At 54.6% G+C, this 20,456-nt stretch carries 15 protein-coding genes; 1 reads left to right on the plus strand and 14 read right to left on the minus strand.

The genetic code is table 11. The features are described from left to right. Positions 1-15: 15 nt before the first annotated feature. The 12 genes from HMPREF9156_RS0104440 to HMPREF9156_RS0104495 form a co-directional block, all read right to left on the minus strand. Positions 16-1,332 carry a C1 family peptidase gene (locus HMPREF9156_RS0104440; protein ID WP_007147588.1) on the minus strand — a complete coding sequence of 439 codons (1,317 nt, stop codon included), beginning with the start codon at positions 1,330-1,332 and terminating at the stop codon, positions 16-18. 385 nt (positions 1,333-1,717) lie between these two features. Then, complete coding sequence (locus tag HMPREF9156_RS0104445) at positions 1,718-2,833, minus strand: glycoside hydrolase family 5 protein (RefSeq protein WP_029246363.1); 1,116 nt, start codon at positions 2,831-2,833, stop codon at positions 1,718-1,720. 120 nt (positions 2,834-2,953) lie between these two features. Continuing rightward, the gene (dnaE, locus tag HMPREF9156_RS0104450; protein WP_007147590.1) at positions 2,954-6,523 is read right to left on the minus strand and encodes a DNA polymerase III subunit alpha; all 3,570 of its coding nucleotides are present in this window, start codon (positions 6,521-6,523) and stop codon (positions 2,954-2,956) included. A 42-nt stretch (positions 6,524-6,565) separates the two neighbouring features. Continuing rightward, on the minus strand, positions 6,566-7,513 hold the full coding sequence (locus HMPREF9156_RS0104455; RefSeq protein ID WP_007147591.1) for an RluA family pseudouridine synthase: 948 nt from the start codon (positions 7,511-7,513) through the stop codon (positions 6,566-6,568). Further along, positions 7,513-8,115, minus strand: a complete 603-nt coding sequence (locus HMPREF9156_RS06900) for a signal peptidase II (protein WP_007147592.1) — start codon at positions 8,113-8,115, stop codon at positions 7,513-7,515. The genes HMPREF9156_RS0104455 and HMPREF9156_RS06900 overlap by 1 nt, the downstream gene beginning before the upstream one ends. Further along, positions 8,090-9,454: a DivIVA domain-containing protein gene (locus tag HMPREF9156_RS0104465; RefSeq protein ID WP_007147593.1), complete on the minus strand. Its 1,365-nt coding sequence runs from the start codon at positions 9,452-9,454 to the stop codon at positions 8,090-8,092. The genes HMPREF9156_RS06900 and HMPREF9156_RS0104465 overlap by 26 nt, the downstream gene beginning before the upstream one ends. Before the next feature lie 184 nt (positions 9,455-9,638). Continuing rightward, positions 9,639-9,920: a YggT family protein gene (locus tag HMPREF9156_RS0104470; RefSeq protein WP_029246364.1), complete on the minus strand. Its 282-nt coding sequence runs from the start codon at positions 9,918-9,920 to the stop codon at positions 9,639-9,641. 119 nt (positions 9,921-10,039) lie between these two features. Next, positions 10,040-10,516 carry a cell division protein SepF gene (locus tag HMPREF9156_RS0104475; protein WP_007147595.1) on the minus strand — a complete coding sequence of 159 codons (477 nt, stop codon included), beginning with the start codon at positions 10,514-10,516 and terminating at the stop codon, positions 10,040-10,042. 27 nt (positions 10,517-10,543) lie between these two features. Beyond that, positions 10,544-11,854 (minus strand): cell division protein FtsZ, encoded by a 1,311-nt coding sequence (gene ftsZ, locus HMPREF9156_RS0104480; RefSeq protein ID WP_007147596.1) that lies wholly within the window; start codon positions 11,852-11,854, stop codon positions 10,544-10,546. Positions 11,855-12,094: 240 nt separating this feature from the next. Beyond that, entirely contained in the window at positions 12,095-13,264 is a 1,170-nt protein-coding gene (gene dusB, locus HMPREF9156_RS0104485) for a tRNA dihydrouridine synthase DusB (protein ID WP_007147597.1), read from the minus strand. A 13-nt stretch (positions 13,265-13,277) separates the two neighbouring features. Beyond that, on the minus strand, positions 13,278-14,708 hold the full coding sequence (locus HMPREF9156_RS0104490) for a glycine--tRNA ligase (RefSeq protein WP_007147598.1): 1,431 nt from the start codon (positions 14,706-14,708) through the stop codon (positions 13,278-13,280). A gap of 54 nt (positions 14,709-14,762) precedes the next feature. Continuing rightward, positions 14,763-16,025: a glutamate-cysteine ligase family protein gene (locus HMPREF9156_RS0104495; RefSeq protein WP_007147599.1), complete on the minus strand. Its 1,263-nt coding sequence runs from the start codon at positions 16,023-16,025 to the stop codon at positions 14,763-14,765. 132 nt (positions 16,026-16,157) lie between these two features. On the opposite strand from HMPREF9156_RS0104495, the gene HMPREF9156_RS0104500 reads away from it, so the two are divergent. Then, positions 16,158-18,242 carry an aryl-sulfate sulfotransferase gene (locus HMPREF9156_RS0104500; RefSeq protein ID WP_007147600.1) on the plus strand — a complete coding sequence of 695 codons (2,085 nt, stop codon included), beginning with the start codon at positions 16,158-16,160 and terminating at the stop codon, positions 18,240-18,242. A 32-nt stretch (positions 18,243-18,274) separates the two neighbouring features. On the opposite strand, the gene HMPREF9156_RS0104505 is transcribed toward HMPREF9156_RS0104500, so the two are convergent. Both HMPREF9156_RS0104505 and glmM read right to left on the minus strand, forming a co-directional pair. Beyond that, on the minus strand, positions 18,275-18,958 hold the full coding sequence (locus HMPREF9156_RS0104505; RefSeq protein ID WP_007147601.1) for a peptide deformylase: 684 nt from the start codon (positions 18,956-18,958) through the stop codon (positions 18,275-18,277). Positions 18,959-19,048: 90 nt separating this feature from the next. After that, on the minus strand, positions 19,049-20,443 hold the full coding sequence (gene glmM / locus HMPREF9156_RS0104510; protein ID WP_007147602.1) for a phosphoglucosamine mutase: 1,395 nt from the start codon (positions 20,441-20,443) through the stop codon (positions 19,049-19,051). Positions 20,444-20,456: the final 13 nt, after the last annotated feature.

Below are 20,456 nucleotides of genomic sequence, written 5' to 3' on the forward strand. Positions count from 1 at the left end.
TCGGCATAGAACAGATCAGAAAGGCAGATAGTAAGGAAGCACCTCAGGCTCGGTTTCATACAGCTTTGCTATATCCTCACTGAGATACTTTTTATTGACAACGACCTCAAACGTGTATTCATCGAACCACGGATCAGTCATCACAAAATACCCCTTCTGGCCGTTCTCATCGCCCCAGCTGTTCTCGACCTTCCACCGCACAGGCTTGCCGTCGATCACATCAACGCCTGCAAGGGTCATGGCATGGGTAGCTGCACTTTCACGGGTCATTATGCGTTGACGCTTATCCATGGTAAAATCAACGCCTACGAGGGTGGCCATATCATACAGGTCAGTGTCCATAACACCGCTTTTACGGTCTGAAGACTGGCCGACATCGCATCCAAACCATACCGGCTCACCGTCCTGCAGCTGCTTCACTGCAGCAACCTTCATATCATCAGCCGTAACATTGAGCCAATGAGGGTCAGGGCTGCCTACCATATTGCCCATCAGCTCCCGGGAATAATGCCTGTTGAACTGGAGCCTGTCTGCCGGATAACTGCCGAGTGCTACATAATCATCCATATCAGCGCCAATGAATGTGTCAAAGAACCCTTTAGGCGTCATAACACCTTCATCATGGTATTTCTTATCTTTATCCTGGTACTGGAAACGGAAACTCTCAGGAGGCGTCCCCAGTGCTACAGACACGATGCTGTACACACCCTCAAGCATATGGGCACGCGCAGCCTCAATATCATCGCCGGAAGCGCCTGCCCTGACCATGTCGCGGAGCCTCAGGGCATCCTGGCGGAGCTTGCGGTTAAGGAGCTCATTCATTGCATCAGAGTTCTCGGTATTGGCGGTTTCAGGCATGGAATTTTTGGGGATCACGCCATACTTCTTTACCAGGTTGACCACATACTGCCACCAGCCGCCGTCGCTCTCGGGTTCTTCAAAGAGCATGGCTGTCTTGCGATCATCAAGGCTGTCATCAGCTGTAGCAATAACGTTCTCATAAAAATAGTTGGATTTCTCCAGCTTGTCATAAAAATAAAGGAAATTCTGGGAAAGCTCGAAATTTTCAACATTGAGCTTCTTCTCCAGATGGAACCGCAGCACATTGAGCCCGGCAAACATCCAGCACCGCCCGGAATGCTTCTGGTTAGTCACCTCGTCAGAAACCAGATCGGTCGAGTACGGGTTTCTGTTGCGGGCAATAACGAACGGGTCTTCTGCCGCCTTCAGCAGGCCATTCGTCGCCGACGCACGCTGCGCAAGGATATTCTTTTTATCCTGGCTGAACGCCTCTTTCATCTTCAGTGTATCCTCACTGGAAATAACTGCCATCGCTGTCCTTTCTTAAGCCCGGATGCCGTACCTGTATCCGGATGGCCTGTGGTCCTGATCGTGATTCTTATCATAGAGTGAGGGCAGTATCAGATATTCCCATATCCGAAACTATGCTCCCTGCTCCTGCCTGGGGGAAAATCCGCCTCTTCTGCCCGGGACGCTCACCCAACACGCATATATGGATTTGCCGGATCAGACACAAACGGCAGGCTGCAGCCAGTACTGAAAGGATACTGTGTTGCAGTACCGCGCACATCTGCGCTTTGGGTGAGCCGACACATTTGTACGCTGGGCGAGCCGCGTTGGCAAACACGCGGCCGGGACTCTGAAGGGTATGCTAAATCCAGCAGGAATACAGAAGGGCGGGCATCATGCGGAAAGGTCAGACGATCCCTGCATCATGGCACATGCGCCAGTCCCAGAATTCTTTCCATGTACCGCGCATCGAATCCCGCCGGGCCGGATCCCTTTCTATCTGATAGCTCCAGAAAAACTGGCGGGGAAAAGCTTCCCGGTGAAGCTGCGCTACAAAAGAAGTGAAACGGGGAGCCTCTGCAATCCCCTTCGCACTGGCCTGCAGCTTGCCGACAGAACTCTCTGCACACCATTCCCCTGCTATCACAGGGACGATCTTATCCACACTGCGGATGAACAGTTTATCGAGCCCTATGCCCCATGTATACAACAGCTGACGGTGGCGCTCACGCGGAGTACGCCCGGCATGCATGCCGGGGGTATGCTTTAGAAACCGCTCGATCTTCTGTTCCGTGAAAGTAAGGTACACATGCGTATCCACATATACGTTATCCATTGACCTGAAGCGTCTGTCTGCCAGGAATGCGGCTGCCATACCAGGAAGGTTGAAACCGTCATGGAAAACTACTGCTTTCTCCGGCGGGAGTATCCGCCGCAACCTTATATACGCTGTTGCATAGAACCTTTTCAGGAACCGCATCGGGAGCTTGGGCTCGTTCAGCACTTCAATGCCGAACAGTGCGTCATCCCTGCCGTATCTGCGGGCCATACGGTCAAGCACAGACAGGGCAAACGCAATATCCTTGTGCGATGTATGCCAGGAGACCACACCAATCTGTCCGCCGTTGTCAAAACCGTTCTGGCTTCCCGGAACGGTATGGAGGTCAAGCAGGATCTTCAGCCCATAACGGTTAGCCCAGGCAAAAGCTTTATCCACATAGCTGGTACACCCGATATAGGGAGGGCAGCCGCCGAAAAGGAAAAAGGGCACGGGAAGCCTCACTGTGTCTATACCTTCTGCAGCGAGACAGGCAAAATCTTCTTCCGTAATATACGTATCCCTGTGAGCCTCCAGCCGGCGCGCAAGTTCATCATACGCAAGGTTCCGGGAAAGGGAATACTCATCTTCTGCCCCGCCTGCATCAGCAAAGACAGAAGGGGACATCCATTTTTCAAGGACAAGCCAGTTGCCCAGATTGACGCCGCTGATACCTGCCGCAATCCTGTGCTTCCTGTTATCCATACTAACAGGGTATGCGCAGGCACCGATCATAATAAAAACGGATCCTGATGCCTGGGATACCACGCGGTATCATCACAGCTGCCGCCCAATGCCGCGCCTTCCTGCAACCTTTCCCCAGGCTCAGGCTTCAATGCACCGGGGCCCAAAAATCGATTTAAGCTCACCAAAAAGCGATGTGTCGCGTGTAACGCGGTACTTGTCCCCAAAGCGGATAATCTCGGTCTTCCTATCCGGCTGCATAACCGCCAGACTGACTTCACAGTATCCCGGGTGATGCGCCAGCACTGCCGACAGCCGCTGGAGCCTCCCCTGCTCAAGCGCCCTCGCAGGAAGGCTGATCTGCACCGGCTGTACATCAACAGAATCCACATTGGGGATCTCGACTTCACGGCCGTAAATGCTGACGCCGTCATCGCGCACAGATACACTGCCCTTGACCTGGACAATACTGTCGATGATGAGCTTATCCTGGTTCTCTGTATACGACTTGCTGAAGAACAGGCACTGGATGCTGCTTTCCAGATCCTCTATGGTCACCAGCGCCCACGGCTTGCCGGCTTTAGACACACGGCGGTCAACACCGGTTACCAGCCCTGCGATGGTTATCTGGGAACGCTCCGGCATATCAGAAGCGCGGTTCAGCAGCTGCGGGATGGACATGTCGCTCAGGCTGGACAGTACTGCGGCAAGGCCGCTCAGGGGATGGTCGGATACATACAGCCCAAGCATCTCACGCTCAAAATTGAGTTTGGTCTTTTTATCCCATTCGTCAATAGGAGGAACGCTGATATTGGCATCGCCCAGGGCCGCAGAAGCTGCTGATCCCGAGCCGCCAGCATCGGCGAACAGGTCGAACTGCCCCTCAGCCTCCTTGCGCTTCAAAGGTATCACCTGGTCGATCGCCGATTCATGGACAGTGAACAAAGCCCGCCGGTTAGGGTCAATACTGTCGAACGCACCGCTTTTTATAAGGGATTCCACAGTACGCTTATTAAGCGTGGATACAGGCATCCGGTCCACCCAGTCAAGGAAGCCGGAAAATTTCCCTTTCCCGTCTGCGCGTTCACGTTCTTCGACTATTGATTCAACGATTTTTGTGCCGACGTTGCGGACTGCCCCCAGGCCAAAACGGATATCATCCCCCACAGCGGAATAATGGTCAACTGATTCATTGACATCCGGCGGTAGGACCCTGATATTCATACGCCTGCATTCGCCCAGATACAGTGCCGTTTTATCCTTATTCGAATGCTCGCCCTGCAGCAGCGCAGCCATAAACTCCACCGGATAGTGGGCCTTCAGGTACGCTGTCCAGTACGATATCAGCCCATACGCCGCGGAGTGGGCTTTATTGAAAGCATATCCCGCAAAAGGCACCAGGACATCCCATACAGCCTGCGCTGCCTCCTGGGAATACCCGTGTTCTTCCATACCCTCGAAGAAAGGCACTTTCTCTTTTGCCAGCACCTCGGGCTTCTTTTTGCCCATAGCGCGCCGCAGGACATCTGCGCGCCCCAGGGAATAGCCTGCAAGGATACGCGCAGCAGACTGGACCTGCTCCTGATACACGATCAGGCCGTATGTCTCGTCAAGCACCGACGCAAGAGGCTTCTCCAGTTCAGGATGGATCGGCTTGATCTCCTGAAGGCCATTCTTACGCTTTGCATAATTATTATGTGAATCCACATCCATGGGACCAGGCCGGTACAGTGCGATAAGGGCTGAAATATCGTTGAAGTTATCGGGCCGCAGCTGTTTGAGCAGGCTTTGCATACCGTCGGAATCCAGCTGGAACACGCCCAGGGTATGCCCCGAAGACAGGAGCTCATATGTAGCCTTATCATCAATGGGGATCTGGGCAATATCAACATGGCCTTTACCGTTTGCTTCAATATTGTTAAGGGCCTCCTTGATCACTGTCAGGTTGGCCAGCCCCAGGAAATCCATTTTTACAAGCCCGAGGGTCTCACATGTATGGTATTCAAAAGTCGTTGTGATAGTGCCGTCAGTACGCCTGAGTAGCGGCGAGGTATTTGTGATAGGCTGCGATGCCATAATGGTAGCGCATGCGTGCACGCCTGTCTGGCGGATCAGCCCTTCAATACCTTTTGCTTTCTCTGTAATTTTCTGCACATCAGGATTCCCGTTGTACAGGTCGCGGAATTCCTGGGCTTCTGCATAGCGTTTGGCTTTAGGGTCAAAAATATCATGAAGGCCGATATCCTTGCCGCCCACAGCCCCGGGCAGCGCTTTTGTGATCGTTTCACCCATCTGGAATTCATAATCAAGGATGCGGGCGGAATCTTTAAGCGCCTGCTTGGTTTTGATGGTCCCGTATGTTACGCACTGGGCAACTTTATCAGCGCCGTATTTCTGGGTGACATACTGCAGGACTTCATCGCGGCCTGCAGGGTCGAAATCCACATCGATATCAGGGAGGGATACACGCTCCGGGTTCAGGAAGCGCTCAAAAATAAGGCCATGCTCAAGCGGATCCAGCTCTGTGATGCCCATCGCATAGGAGACCATGCTCCCTGCAGCAGAGCCTCTTCCCGGACCTACCATAACACCGTGGGTTTTGGCCCAGTTGATATAATCAGCCACAACAAGGAAGTAGCCGCAGAACTGCATCTGGCAGATCACGCCGCATTCATAATCAGCCTGTTTCGCCACTTTTTCAGGGACGCCGTCAGGATAGCGCTTCTCCAGGCCCTTCTCAACATCACGCAAAAACAGCGATGTAGCATCCCATCCTTCAGGACAGTCAAATTCGGGCATATAAGCGCCGTCTTCATGGTCGTCGAACATGACATTGCACCGCTCTGCGATCTCAATAGTGTTATCGCATGCACCGGGAAAATCCTTGAAAAGCCTGCGCATCTCTTCAGCAGGTTTAATGTAGTACCCGCTGCCGTCAAAATGGAACCTGTTGGGGTCAGTCAGCCGTGACCCCGAGTTGATGCACAAAAGGGCATCCTGCGCCTGGGCATCTTCTTCCAAGCCATAATGCGAGTCATTCGTCGCCACCAGCGGGGCGCCAATCTCATCCGCGATCCTCAGCAGGTCCTCAGCCACACGCTTCTCAATAGGCAGCCCATGGTCCATAACTTCAACATAGAAATTGTCCCTGCCAAAAATATCCTGGAGCTCCCCCGCTTCCCGCAGCGCCTCCCTGTACTGCCCCAAACGGAGCCTTGTCTGCACAGCACCTGACGGGCAGCCCGTAGTAGCAATGACCCCGGAGTGGTATGTGCTCAGGATATCCCTGTCCATACGCGGATTCTTGCCCATAAGGCCTTCAAGGTTCGCCAGGGAAGACGCTTTGAGCAGGTTGACCAGGCCTTCATCATTTTCAGCCCACATGGTCATATGTGTATAGGAGCCGTTGGCTGAAACATCGTCAGAATGCTGATCCTGCGTCCCCCAGTGCACCCGGGTCTTATCTGACCGGGCCGTCCCCGGGGTCACATACGCTTCGATCCCGATAATCGGCTTGATCCCTTCATCAACTGCAGTACGCCACATTTCATACGCACCATGCATATTGCCATGGTCAGTGATGCCCACGGCTTTCTGGCCCAGGGATTTGACTACGCTGACCAGCTTCTTTACCGGTACCGCCCCGTCAAGGGTAGAGTAATCCGTGTGGTTATGGAGATGCACGAAATCCGCGGTAGTCGAAGAAGCCATATACACCAATCTAGCGTAATGTATAGTCCAGTTTACCGGCAGCTAAACGGCCTGCCTCTGCTGCCGGCTGCGGGCACGGAGCGTTTCCAGGGAATGTGCCAGGTCCCCGGGAAGTTCAGATTCTACATGGACCACGAGCCGGGTATGGGGATGCTTGAATTCAAGTTTCATCGAGTGCAGCCACTGGCGGCCGATGCCGAGCCCGCGGGCCAAAACGGGGTTAGCCCCGTACATAGTATCGCCTACAAGGGGATGGCCTATAGATGACATATGCACGCGGATCTGATGTGTGCGCCCGGTCTCCAGATTAACGGAGATATATGTCGTCTCACCGAAACGTTCCATAACATCCCAATGGGTAATGGCAGGACGCCCGTCAGGCATTATAGTGAACCTGAAATCGGCAACAGGGTCACGGCCGATCGGAGCGTCAACAGTAGCTTTATCCTGCTTAAGGCTGCCCTGGGCTACCGCATAATAGATCTTGGTTACTTCATGCTCGGAAAACTGCCGGCGCATTTCCCTATATGCCAGCTCGGACTTGCATACCAGCATCAGCCCGCTGGTTCCTGCATCCAATCGTGATACTATGCCCTGCCTTCCCTGCGGGCCGTATTCCGTGATGTGCACGCCGCGCGCTTTCAGCGTCCCCAGGACGGTAGGGCCGGTCCATCCTACGGATGGGTGCGCAGCCATACCAACCGGCTTATCCACTATAACAAGGTCATCATCTTCATAAACAATACGCATACCGTAATCAACCGGTTCAGGCTTATCCCTCTCTTCCGCAATCGCAACTTCAATCGAATCGCCCTGTGCCAGTTTTTCTGATTTCTGTGCTGACCTCTGAGACCCGCGGCCGGCAATCGATACTTCCCCTCTGTCAATATAAGCCGCTGCCTGTGAACGCGAAACCCCCAGCATCCTTGATACCGCAATATCAAAACGCATACCTATCAGCGCTTCGGGGACAGGCATGACGCGGTCCATCACACTGCCCCCCGGGGAGGATCCTGTGCATTGCCTCCGGGGCCTTTTGCCGCTGCTTCCCTGCTTCGCAGCGGTACCCCCTTAAATATAAGGATAATAAACCCTGCAGCGGCAAAAGTAAGGAACACATCGGCCAGGTTCCCTACCGACCAGCCATAGTTGATAAAATCAACGACTTTGCCGTCCATGAAACCGCCGGCATAAACGATCCTGTCGATCGCATTGCCTCCTGCACCGGCAAGTGCCAGCCCCAGTACACAGGACCATGCAGCCGAATCAGACCGGATGCCCGCAATGATAAGCGCAGCACAGGCGCACAAAGCAGCAGCGGAAATCACTGCAGTCACCGAAGACCCGAATCCCAGGGACGCGCCGGCATTCCTGTAAAGCTCCAGGCTTATCACATTCGGGATAACGGTTATGGATCTGCCCCCGCTAAGCACCCGCAGTGCACAGGCCTTTGCCGCCTGGTCTGCGCACAGGCCGAAAACCGCCACAACTATAAAGACGGCTATACAGCGGATACTGCCGTACAGCCGTCCCGATACCTGCTTGCCCACAAGATAAGCCCTGGCTTTACTTGGCCTGGGAGCTGCCGGCATCCTGCTGGGCTCCCCCTGAATAATTATCGGTATTATTGATCTGGTCAGAAAGCTGGGAAAGGAAGCTCGTCAAACGTCCGCGGTAATCCGACTCAAACTGTTTCAGGCTGTCAATATTGCCCTCAATAACCTTGGAATCCGCATACAGCTTATCCTTGACCTGGCGTGAATACATATCAGCATCGCCGCGGGTCTTGGTGTTATAGGCATCAGCATTCTGACGTACCTGCGCAGCATATGCTTCGCTGTCGGAACGCTGCTGTTTGCTGTATTCATCAGCTTCACTGCGTGTTACTGCAGAGTAGTTGTCTGCATCATTACGGGTCTTTGTGGAGTAGGCATCAGCCGTTGCGCGGGTCTCCTTGGCATACTGGTCAGCCTCAGAAATGATCTGGTCGTGCTGGGAATGCCCCTCGTTAACAAGCTGGTTTGCCTCATCCTTGCCGCGGTTGACATACTTGTCATGCAGCTCCATAGCCATAGCGAGCATCTGAGCTGCCTTCTCCGATGTGCTCTTGCGCTCATCTGAGGCAGCGGCAGCGATTTTCTCCAGACTGCCGGTCTCGGTGCTCGGCTCCGAGGCAGAAACCTGCTGCCGCAGCGTTTCCTCGCGCTGAGCGGATTCATTGAGCTCGTTCTGCATCGTTGCCAGCTGTGCCTGCATAGCCTCAACCTGCCTGCTGGCCTCCTCGGCCCGCTGGGCAGCCTCCTGGAGGCGATGCTCGGCGTCCTCAGCCTTACGGTTTGCTTCCTGTACGGCAAGCTGTGAATTCTGCAGCTCCTGAGTAAGCGTTTCCCCACGCTTCATATATTCGTCTCTCTCATTACGGAGCCCGGTAAGCTGCTGCTGCAGAGCCTCGGAAGCAGAGCTGCCCTGTGCGGCCTGGTCTGTCAGCTGGTTGATCTGGTCGTTCAGCTGATCGACCTGTGTTTTAAGCTGCTCATTCTGCTGGTTTACAGTGTCCATCTGGACTTTTGCCTGGTCAACCTGGCCAGTCAGGGTCTTGATCCGATCGTTGGCTGAATCAAGTTCACTCCGCAGTGACGACTCCGCCTCCGATGAAGAAGCTGAACTCTGCTGGAGCTTTTCCTGCGCAGCACTCAGCTCGCTGCGGAGCCTTGTATTCTCCCCCGTCAGCTGTGATACCTGAGTATTCAAAGCCGCAACATCAGGGCCCAGGGACTGGGTCTGCGTTGCATACTGCTTTCCAAGCTCATCAACCGTCTGGGCGCACTCCTCGAGGAAATCGTCAACTTCATCCAGGTTGTAGCCCTGCTGAAAACGACCCGCAAGAGGAATCTTCTTATTACGGATATCTCCTGGTGTTAAAAGTGCCATATCTGCTCCGGTATGCAATTGTCCAATATACTACCATTAATTATGGTATCACGATTGTTGTAAAACAGTATCCTGACCGTCCGGTTAGCTTTGGGTTAGCCTTATCTGGACAGCCCCTCCGCCTCCCTGCCAGCAAGGCTGCACACCGGGTACAGCACAGAAGCTGCGTACGCAGGCCTCAGGACTACGGCAGGAAATATGTGACCATGGTTATGCCGAAATACAGGATCATAAACCCTACATCAAGAGCGACCGGCCCGATCCTGAGCGGAGGGATGATGCGCCGCATCAGGCGCAGGGGAGGCTCAGTCACTGTATAAACAGCATTCACAATGGGGTACGCGACCCGTCCCGGCTGCCATCTGCTGAGAAGGGCAACCCAGTCCAGGACAACCCGCACGGTAAGCACAAACAGGTACGCGCTGAGCAGGATGCGGATAATGCGCAGTACGAAGAATAGAGACATAAGGAACATTATATCCGCCTTGCGGTATGGTACCTGTGAATCTGCTGACCGCTAAGAAGAAGCGGTACAGGGCAGCAAACCGCTCAGAGGTGCAGAGGGCGGAACAGGGACCGGAGCTCTCAGTCAAAAAGCCCGGCAGCAGTACTGTCCTGGGCAGCCTGTTCAACCTTGATGTTGACCTGGGCAGGGCTCAGGAGGAAAACACGCGGGGTGACACGTTCGATGGACCCACGGACCCCGAAAACTACGCCTGCAGAAAAATCAACAATACGGTAGGCAACTGCCTCAGGGACACCGGTCAGATTGAGCACGACAGGGACGCCGTCGCGGATAGCCCTGCCCACCAGCTGTGCCTCTTCATATGTTTTAGGATGGATCGTTGTGATGCGGTTCATGCGCGACCTCGGGGTTGGGGTATGTGTGACGGAAGATGGCGGAGCGGACTCAGTCGTGTAAGAAGGCCGGGGGGCAACATCCTCGTCATCATCGAAAGTCGAATCCGACGGTTCGGCCGAGTATTCCTCTATATCCCGGTCTTCATCTTCGGTACTTGCCAGCCCGAAGAATGACATAGCGCCTTTAAAAGGGTTCGCCATCATACCTCCTTAAGGTAATTCCCTGCTTCAGCGCAGGAAGTCAGGGATAATAAGGCCATCGTCAGGGTCGGCTTCAGGTATTTCAGGGGTATCATCCTGTTTTGGCCGGGCCGGCTGCGCGGGCTGTGCCGGCTGCGTATCCTGGCTGTGCTGTTCCTGCGGATGCGGCTGGGAAGCCTCAGATACTGCAGGGCGTTCACCTGTATCATCAGCAGTACCGGCGGGCTCAGCATGCGGCGCAGCTTCCCTGTATGCAGAAGCATCAGCAGCGGTATCGCCGGCACCGGCCCTGCCAATAACAGGCTCTTCAGAAGTTTCATCTGCTATCAGCTGGCTTGGAATGCTGCGGCCAGGAGCACGGCTTTCATCCCGGGCGACCCCTTCAAAACCTGTTGCAATAACAGAGACGACTACCTCATCACCATAAGCATCATCATTAACCAGGCCGATAATGATATTTGCCCCTTTAGCAGCATACTTATTAACAAGCTCAGATGCCTGGGTGAACTCTTCAAAGCCCATATCAGTCGGACCCGCAATATTTACCAGGAGGCTGGTAGCGCCATCAATAGGGGTATCAAGGAGCGGCGAGTTGACAGCGATCTCAGCCGCCTGGACAGCCCTGTCTTCACCGCGGGCATGCCCGATACCGAACATCGCCGTCCCTGCATTCTGCAGGACAGAACTGACATCCTGGAAGTCAACGTTGATCGTGGGGTTAGTGCTGGAGATCAGGTCTGTGATGCAGCGCACTCCCGACATAAGGGACGTATCAGCCATCTGGAATACTTCGCGGATATTCATGCCCTTGATATCCATATCCTGGAGGCGGTCATTCGGGATGACGATAAGGGCATCCACTTCTTTACGGAGCTTCTCAATCCCGTCCTCAGCCGATGCCGCGCGTCGCCCGCCTTCAAAACTGAAAGGTTTTGTTACCACACCAATAGTTACGGCACCCTGCTGGCGTGCAGCACGCGCTACGATTGGGCTGGCGCCGGTACCGGTGCCGCCGCCTTCCCCGGCAGTCACAAATACCATATCCGCGCCTTTAAGGACCTGCTCGATCTCACTCTGATGGTCCTGCGCGGCCTTTGCACCACGCTCAGGATCTGCACCGGCCCCAAGGCCCCGGCTGGAAGAATCCGTCAAAGCGATGCGCACATCCGCATCACTTTTGTTAAGATCCTTCATATCAGTATTAACAGCTACAAACTCAACGCCTGCAATGCCCTCGTCGATCATACGGTTGACAGCATTCCCGCCGCCACCGCCGACGCCTACAACCTTAATGACTGTTTTACTGTTCATCTCTTCATTTGGGTCAAGGTCGGTCATGCTGCTCCTGTCGTTATGCAATTTTCAACGCTATACACAACTTTAACGCAAAAAACTATTACATATAAATGTTCGCAAAAAATAAAGACATTTCGTAAAAAATGTGTGTTTTAAGTATAACTTTATGAAGGAATTGTGAATGTCTGCTGAAACATGGGATCGGGCAAGCCGCCGTTATGCTGCCGGGCGGGGATATGCCTGCGATGGGAAGGCTGAGGGGTCATTCCCCTCCCCCTGTGGTCAGTATGACGCATCATCAACATCGCCCTCAAATATGTTTGCACGCTCAGCATCTGTAAGGGAGTGCGATTCCAGCCATCCATACGGCAGATGGACCTTTCTGGCATAGCGTGTCCGCCCGCGCGGCTTATCAGCAAGCTCCCGGGGGAAGCGCGCACCGGGATCAAGCCTGTCCAGCTCGCGGCGTACGTCGGCCAGGGACTCGCAGCGCATAAAAGCCGACCGGGTATGCCCTCCAACAGGGAAACCCTTAAGGTACCACGCAATATGCTTGCGCAGATCGCGGACAGCCATCTGCTCATCGCCGTCACAATATTCAGTCAGCAGCTGCGCATGCCGCATAATCACCCGGGCGACCTGCCCGAGATCCGGGTCAGTACGGCTGCTGCTGCCGGCGAACGCATTCCTGATATCCGCAAAAAGCCACGGACGCCCCTGGCATCCCCGCCCAACAGCCACACCGTCGCACCCGGTCTGGTTGGACATGGCAATGGCATCTTCTGCAGTCCAGATATCGCCGTTCCCTATAACAGGTATTGACACACACTCTTTCAGCCTGCTTATCTGCGACCAGTCAGAATGCCCTCCGTAATACTGGGCTGTTGTACGGGCATGGAGCGTAACATAAGCGCATCCCTCAGACTCTATGATATGCGCAGCTTCAATCATCGTTTCATGCGAATCATCAATACCCACGCGGATCTTTGCTGTTACCGGGATACCGGCAGGGCTGCACACACGCACCACCCTGCGGATAATATCCTTGAGGAGCCCCGTCTTCCAGGGCAGGGCAGACCCTCCTCCGCGGCGGGTGACTTTAGGGACCGGACAACCAAAATTAAGGTCAATATGGTCTGCCATATTGCCGTCAACGACCATCCGGGCTGCCTCTTCAACGATCGCAGGGTCAACCCCGTACAGCTGGAGGGAACGGAACTTTTCCGAAGGCGCAAAGCGGCACAGACGGAAAGCTTTAGGATTGCGCGCAGTTAAAGCACGCGCAGTCACCATCTCTGCAATATACAGCCCGTCAGGACCATATTCCTCGCATAAGACCCGGAACGGCCAGTTCGTCACCCCCGCCATCGGCGACAGGACAACGGGTACGCTTACTGTGTGGGTACCGAGCATGAAGCCGGGCAAAACCCCTTTCTGGCCCATCCCTGCCATAAAAACACCGGACCTATGCAGCGGCAGCCGCGCGGACAGCTTCAGGGGTGCGCGGATACGTATTGCGCTTATCTTTAATAAACGCCCCTACATAGCCTGCAACACGGTCCAGGGCTACACGCTCCTGCTTCATGGTATCGCGCTCACGGATGGTCACAGCCTGATCATCCAGCGTGTCAAAATCAACAGTAACGCACAGCGGGGTACCGATTTCATCCTGGCGGCGGTACCGGCGTCCGATAGCACCCGCCTCATCGTAATCGATATCCCAGCCATCCTCGCGGAGATCATCGGCAAGGTTATGGGCAATGCCCTGGAGTTCGGGTTTCCTCGACAGCGGGAAAACCGCCGCCTTCACCGGCGACAGCCGCGGATCAAGGCGCAAGACCGTACGGGTATCAACCCCTCCCTTAGTATTGGGGGCTTCATCCACATCATACGCATCAACAAGGAATGCCATAAGCGAACGGGTCAGCCCTGCGGCAGGCTCTATCACGTACGGTATGAAACGCTCGCCGGAAGCCTGGTCAAAATAGCTCAGGTCCTTGCCGGAATGCTGCGAATGTGCGTTCAGGTCATAGTCGGTGCGGTTTGCTATGCCTTCAAGCTCCCCCCAGTCAGAGCCCTGGAAACCGAACTTATACTCAATATCCACTGTACGCTTGGAATAATGGGACAGTTTCTCCTTCGGATGCTCATACAGGCGGAGGTTATCAGGGTTAATACCAAGATCGACATACCACTGGCGGCGTGCATCGATCCAGTACTGATGCCACTCTTCATCGGTCCCCGGGACAACGAAGAATTCCATCTCCATCTGCTCAAACTCGCGTGTACGGAAAATGAAATTCCCCGGAGTGATCTCATTGCGGAAGCTTTTGCCCATATTGGCAATGCCGAAAGGGGGCTTCTGACGGGAAGTCCCCAGGACTTCCGCAAAATCAACGAAAATACCCTGCGCCGTTTCCGGGCGGAGATAATGCAGCGAATTCTCATCTTCAACAGGCCCCAGATGGGTGCGGAGCATCATATTGAAATCGCGGGGCTGGGTCCATTTGCCTACAGTGCCGCACTCAGGGCACGGTATAACACCCATACCCTCAGGCGTATGGCCATGTTTAGCCTCATAATGCTCTTCAAGATGGTCTGCACGGAAGCGCTTGTGGCAGTTCAGGCATTCAACCAGCGGGTCATTAAAGACATTGACATGCCCGGAAGCGACCCATACTTCGCTGGGAAGGATGACTGACGTATCAACACCGACTACATCGCCGCGCGTGGTCACCATGGAACGCCACCACTCATGCTTGATATTGTCTTTGAGTGCAACGCCCAGAGGGCCGTAATCCCATGCGGAACGTGTGCCTCCGTAGATCTCTCCCGCGGGGAATACGAACCCCCGCCTTTTCGCCAGCTGGGTGACTGCTTCAAGCTTTGACTCCATTAAGACCGCCTCCTCAAGCAGCTCACAAGTCCTATACAAACATTACAAAGATAGCTAACGCCCGCGATATGTCCCGTCCCTGTCAAGGCCCAGGAGCCTTCGCCAGAAATCAAGCGGACGCCCGTACGGCAGCGCAGCATCGCCATACACCTGGAGGCCGAGCTTGCACTCTTCGACATCAACTTCCCGGATCCCGCTGACATAGCTGCTGGCCTCCGTGAATGCTTCCCGGTCATAGAACACATGCGCAACACAGCGCAGCAGCTGTACGGTCCGCCCGATCGGAAGCGAATCCCAGTGCCGCAGCTCGATAAAGTTCTTCAGGCGCACATCATTAAAATGCGTAGAGATGATATGGGATATCTCATAATCATTGAGCGCGCGGTCAGGATACACATCGGCAGCATTATCAAAGGCCGCTATGCGGACAGGGTCACTTTCCTGCGCATATTCAGGGGTCTGCGTAACATCCGCAACCATAAGGGGTGATGCTAGGACATTATATGCAGCCTGTTCAAAGCCGAAATTGCCGTCAAAAAGCCCCGGCGTAACACCGGCGCGGCTATTTCCGATACGTGTCCAGAAATGCTGCCGCAGAAGGCGGTAAGGGCTGGCCTGCCCTTCAAAATAGGGGGAATTGCGGAAGAAGTAGGCAAGGACAGGACCCAGTGCTGTCCCGGTACGCATTTTAGCGACAGCATCTTCTTCGCTGAAATAATCAATGCTGATCTGCACAGATGCTGATGCTCGCATCATATTGCGCCCGAAGCCCGACATCCTGCCAAAGTAGGCGTCCATACACCGGTAGCGCTTCCTGGGGATGACATCAATATCTTCGCTGAGGGAATGCGGCTGATATCCCTGGGTTACCAGCTGTACACCGTGCCGGCGCAGGGCCGGCCCGATATTCTGGAGGAAATCGGCATAAAGCCTTTCCAGCCCGCCGGCAGAATGTACCACACTGAATGAGCATTCTATCTGCCCGCCGGGCTCCAGCGAGATCCTGATACCCTCTTTCCCCAGGCCCAGCAGGAAATCCCCCTCGTACACCTCTTCAGCGGGATCATACAGCCCTCTGAGGTCTTCCAGTACACTGCGGATGCCATGTTCCTCAGCATAGGTGACAGCCGTACCTTCCGGTGCAGAAACAGGGTTATCTGCCGTCCGGACAGGCAGATGTTCGATCTCAACGCCAAGTCCGCCCCCATGCCCCGCTGCGTCTTTGATCCCTGCCCTGTGGAAAGCTGCGACTGATTCCAGATGCTGCGGATTGACATGCCTGTCCTGATGCCAGTAATCAAATTCCTGTATAGACATATCTTTCAGCGTACTCATCGGGCAAAACCGCACACGTCCGGAAGCAGAATAGGCAGGCAGGATATTAGTATTAGAATGGAAAATATTGTTCTATCAGCACTCAGACAGCAGCAAACAGCACCAGGGGGATATATGGCCGATACCCATAGCAGCCCTGCCCGCACAGCAGACGGACGGGATCCGCGGAAGGCTGCCGGACGCAATCCCTCACATGTAGCTGTAGTCCCTGATCCCGGAACGCGCGCTGCCGGCACCGGGCAGGCTTTCCTGAGGGCACATGATATACGGACCCGCCAGCGCAAAGATATGGCCGAAAAACCGCGTTACCGGGCATTTAAATGGATCATCACCCTTACTGTTATTGCGATGATCGGCGTGCTGGGGATATGGACGACCCGGCAGTATTACCGTGCAAAAAACAGCCTTGCTGCCACTACTGTCCTTACAGACCGGATAAAGAAAATCTATACGCTTGACTATCAGGACCAGGCACAGCAGAAAATCGACAGTTACAAAAAATCACGCCGCTATACGCCCGGCAACATGCTGGTCCTTGCCAATCCATACGGTACAAATACGACATCGCTGTACACGTACTTTGAGACCGATTCCCCTGCAAAAGTCAGCTATACTGTGTCAACACCGGAAGACAGGTCCTATCCCGCTTTCACCCGCAGCGCCTTCCAGAAGCAGATATATCAGACATCCCATGAATTCAGCGTTATCGGGCTTATCCCTGCAGCAAAAAATATAGTGACCTATACTGTCACTTACGAAGACGGCCATACAGACATACAGAAGTTCACTTATGTTACGGGCGACCTGTGGGGTTCTGCGCCTGTCAGGCTGAAAAAAACTGTTACAGCACGGTTCAGGGAAACAGATAAGGGTATCCGCGCCGGGCTTGCCCGGGGGCTGTTCGCAGTTTTTGGGCTGGGGACGAATTCGCGCGACTACGTTTACCTGTATGACGCAGACGGGATACTGCGCGCTGAATTCCCCATGATGAACAACCATGGGAAAAATTTTTCCTTCCACGACGGCCTTATGTACTACGTCAGCGACTTCAACCAGATCAGCGCAATGGACAGCCGGGGCAAGCTGGTCAGCATTTTCAACATCCCCAGCATCTACCAGATAAACAGCGCCCACACTTTTGACAGCCAGGGGAACCTCCTCCTTATCGCTTCAGATAAATCACAGCTTGATACGAACAACCTTATAGTGAAGGTCAGCAGCGTCACAGGCACTGCAACCGAATACATCAATTTCAGCACCTTGCTCAACGACTACCGCAAAACCACCCGGCGGCCGCTGTCCACAGACAATGACCTGCGCTGGAACTGGCTGATGCTGGATTCGATCCAGTACGTGCCCGGGGGCTCGGTCATTGTCAGCTCGCAGGAAACATCAACTGTTATGAAGATCCGGCTCCCTGACAGCGCTGCTTCACCTGCTTCATCAGCTTCAGGCGCCTCCTCCGGGGACAGCACTCCAGGCAGCACTTCAGCAGATGCTGCAGGCACCGCTGCGTCGCAGCCTTCCATCACCTATTTCCTTGGCCCGCATCAGATATGGGATGCAACTGTCTACTCTGACTACCTCTACCGCAAAAGTGAAGATTTCAGTACCCATGCAGGGCAGCACAGCGTTGAGCAGCTTGATGACGGGGATGCGAATTCATGGATCAGCGAATATAACAGCCTACGCAGGAAAAAACATACGGCTGAGGCTTCAGACGGCACATCCCAGCCCTCCGGCACCGGAGAGGGTGCGGAGCTCCAGCCGCTGGGTGACGGGCAGCATCTCGTGTATATGTTCAACAACAACTACGGCTACAGCCCTACCAATACTGCCGTCAGCTGGCCCGGCATGGTTCCCGGCGTCAATACAGTTTCCCAGGGGGACCTTTCCCGGTATAAGTCACGTTTTTACATATATCGCGTAGATGAAAACTCAGGCACCTATACCCTGGCCTCATCCTTCGACATCCCCTATTCCCCGCGGTACTCCAACGCCCAGATGATACCCGTGCCCCAAAGCAGCACTTCAGGCGATACCAGCCATACCATGCTGGTCCTTGCCAACACCGCGCAGCAGCATACGTGGGGGATATACAGCCCCCAGGGGGATGAACTCGTCCGGTTTACCGCATCAGGCATCAGCAGGACAGATTCCGTATACTGCTATACCTTCACCGGGTTCTATTTCAGCTAAGATCCGGCCGCATGGATCCGATGCCGGCACCTTTAAATATCAAAACCTAATATTTCTGCAGCTTCTGAGGGATCAGGGTCATAAGCCCAGTACTCGTCAAGATTATCATATGACGACATGCTTCGGATCTCGGCCCTGTCAATATACACTTCCCCGTTCAGATGGTCGGTCTCATGCTGGAAAATGCGGGCGTGCCAGTTATGCAGGTCAGCCTCATGCTCAACATTATTTTCGTCGAACCAATGGGCTTTGATATTCAGCCAGCGCTTCCGCACAGCCTGATACCCGTCAAAGGAAAGGCAGCCTTCGTAAAAGCTCGCAGTTTCGCTGCCCAGCGGTTCATACGACGGGTTGATGACCATATAAAACGGGACATCGGAAATACCGCGCGGGTCCCGGGCCTCATCCGAATACTCAGAACTGTTATCTGCCTGAGGCCGCGCATGGTCCTCAATCACAGCGAGGGAAAGCCCCAGCCCGATCTGCGGGCCTGCAAGCCCTACGCCCGGAGCATCAAGCATAGTCTTGCGCATGCATTTTTTCAGCCGGTCAAGTGTGCTCTGCCGCAGCTGTCCGGTATACCGCACAGTCTTCAGCCGCAGCACCGGCTCCCCCATCTGTACGATAGGGAGCGTCCCGTTCCCATCCGCCGCAGAAAGGAGCTCACGCACCTCACGGTCTAGCTCTGTATCGATATGTGCCTTGTCCCAAGCCATATTCCTGCCTTTCTCTGCTGCATACCATGCGCATCCGGGCACCCGGCGGCCCGTATCCTGCGATCATATGCTGATGACGCTATAACGCTGCTACAGTGCCAGTTCAGATGCCACAACATCAGCCAGGCGCCTGCAAACTTCATCAGCCTGCTCCTGTGTTGCCGCCTCGACCATGACCCTTACCAGCGGTTCCGTGCCTGACGGCCGCAGCAGGACACGCCCGGTATCAGCAAGAAGCTTTTCCTCACGGCAGACCGCTTCCTGCACTTTCGCATTAGTGCCGGCAGACAGTTTATCAACATTGGGGACGTTGATAAGCTGCTGTGGGAGCTGGGGGAAATCGGCAGCAAGATCTTTAAGGCTCCTGCCTGAATCCATGACCTCATAGCATAAACGCAAAGCAGTAAGGGTACCGTCGCCTGTCGTAGCAAATTCACGGTTGATCACATGGCCGGACTGTTCGCCTCCGAGGGTGTAATCCCCACGGAGCATCTCTTCAAGCACATAGCGGTCGCCGACGTTAGTCTGCACTGTTTTGATCCCCATATCCTTAAGCGCCAGGATCAGGCCAAGATTGCTCATAACCGTAATAACGAGGGTGTCATGGCTGAGCTTGCCTTCGCGTTTATACGCCCGGGCGAGTATGCCCATGATCTGGTCGCCGTTCACCATGGTACCGTCTTCATCTACTGCAAGGCATCGGTCAGCATCACCATCAAACGCAACGCCCATCTGGGCGCCGGATGCCCTGACCATAGCCTGGAGCTGCTCGGGGTGGGTGGAACCGGCATGGTCGTTGATATTATAGCCGTCCGGCGAGGCGTTGATGACCACAACATCAGCACCCGTACGGCGCAAAGCTTCCGGAGCCACTACGGATGTAGCGCCATTGGCACAGTCGGCAACGATGCGCAGCCCGCGCAGAGGCTGGGGCCGGGTGCCGCCTTTATCCGCAGGAGCAATAGTATCCACAAGATGGTCGATATACATATTGGTGGCTGTCGTTATATCATGCGAGATCCTGCCTACACCCGCGCCGGTGGGACGCTGCCAGTCAGAGCCCATAATGCTTTCGATCTCATCCTCTTTAGCATCAGGGAGTTTGAAGCCGCCGCGCGCAAAAAACTTGATGCCGTTGTCCGGCATAGGGTTATGGGACGCGGATATCACTGCACCCATTTCCACATTCAGCACTGATGTCAGATAAGCAACGCCGGGGGTCGGGATTATACCTACATCAAGCACATCGAATCCGGCGGAGCTCATCCCCGCTGACAGTGCAGCGGCGAGGAAATCCCCCGATACACGGGTATCGCGTCCCACGAGCGCGCGGCGGCGGCCGTGATGCGCATCATCGCTGTCTGCAGCAGTACTGCTGTTTCCCAGGACGCGGGCAGCGGCATCCCCCATATCAAGGGCAAGCCTGGGAGTCAAAAAACCGTTCGCTAAACCGCGTGCACCATCGGTCCCAAATAAACGTGGCATATATCCTCCTGGA

Source organism: Scardovia wiggsiae F0424, from assembly GCF_000269605.1.
Taxonomy (GTDB): domain Bacteria; phylum Actinomycetota; class Actinomycetes; order Actinomycetales; family Bifidobacteriaceae; genus Scardovia; species Scardovia wiggsiae.

Bases quoted from the DNA above. Each gene is read 5' to 3' on its own strand.
- HMPREF9156_RS0104490 (WP_007147598.1), bottom strand. From the start codon at position 14,708: ATGGAGTCAAAGCTTGAAGCAGTCACCCAGCTGGCGAAAAGGCGGGGG.
- HMPREF9156_RS06900 (WP_007147592.1), bottom strand. From the start codon at position 8,115: ATGCCGGCAGCTCCCAGGCCAAGTAAAGCCAGGGCTTATCTTGTGGGC.
- HMPREF9156_RS0104465 (WP_007147593.1), bottom strand. From the start codon at position 9,454: ATGGCACTTTTAACACCAGGAGATATCCGTAATAAGAAGATTCCTCTT.
- HMPREF9156_RS0104505 (WP_007147601.1), bottom strand. From the start codon at position 18,958: ATGGCTTGGGACAAGGCACATATCGATACAGAGCTAGACCGTGAGGTG.
- HMPREF9156_RS0104495 (WP_007147599.1), bottom strand. From the start codon at position 16,025: ATGTCTATACAGGAATTTGATTACTGGCATCAGGACAGGCATGTCAAT.
- glmM (WP_007147602.1), bottom strand. From the start codon at position 20,443: ATGCCACGTTTATTTGGGACCGATGGTGCACGCGGTTTAGCGAACGGT.
- HMPREF9156_RS0104500 (WP_007147600.1), top strand. From the start codon at position 16,158: ATGGCCGATACCCATAGCAGCCCTGCCCGCACAGCAGACGGACGGGAT.
- HMPREF9156_RS0104475 (WP_007147595.1), bottom strand. From the start codon at position 10,516: ATGGCGAACCCTTTTAAAGGCGCTATGTCATTCTTCGGGCTGGCAAGT.
- dnaE (WP_007147590.1), bottom strand. From the start codon at position 6,523: ATGGCTTCTTCGACTACCGCGGATTTCGTGCATCTCCATAACCACACG.
- HMPREF9156_RS0104455 (WP_007147591.1), bottom strand. From the start codon at position 7,513: ATGGACCGCGTCATGCCTGTCCCCGAAGCGCTGATAGGTATGCGTTTT.
- HMPREF9156_RS0104445 (WP_029246363.1), bottom strand. From the start codon at position 2,833: ATGGATAACAGGAAGCACAGGATTGCGGCAGGTATCAGCGGCGTCAAT.
- ftsZ (WP_007147596.1), bottom strand. From the start codon at position 11,854: ATGACCGACCTTGACCCAAATGAAGAGATGAACAGTAAAACAGTCATT.
- HMPREF9156_RS0104440 (WP_007147588.1), bottom strand. From the start codon at position 1,332: ATGGCAGTTATTTCCAGTGAGGATACACTGAAGATGAAAGAGGCGTTC.
- dusB (WP_007147597.1), bottom strand. From the start codon at position 13,264: ATGGCAGGGATGGGCCAGAAAGGGGTTTTGCCCGGCTTCATGCTCGGT.
- HMPREF9156_RS0104470 (WP_029246364.1), bottom strand. From the start codon at position 9,920: ATGTCTCTATTCTTCGTACTGCGCATTATCCGCATCCTGCTCAGCGCG.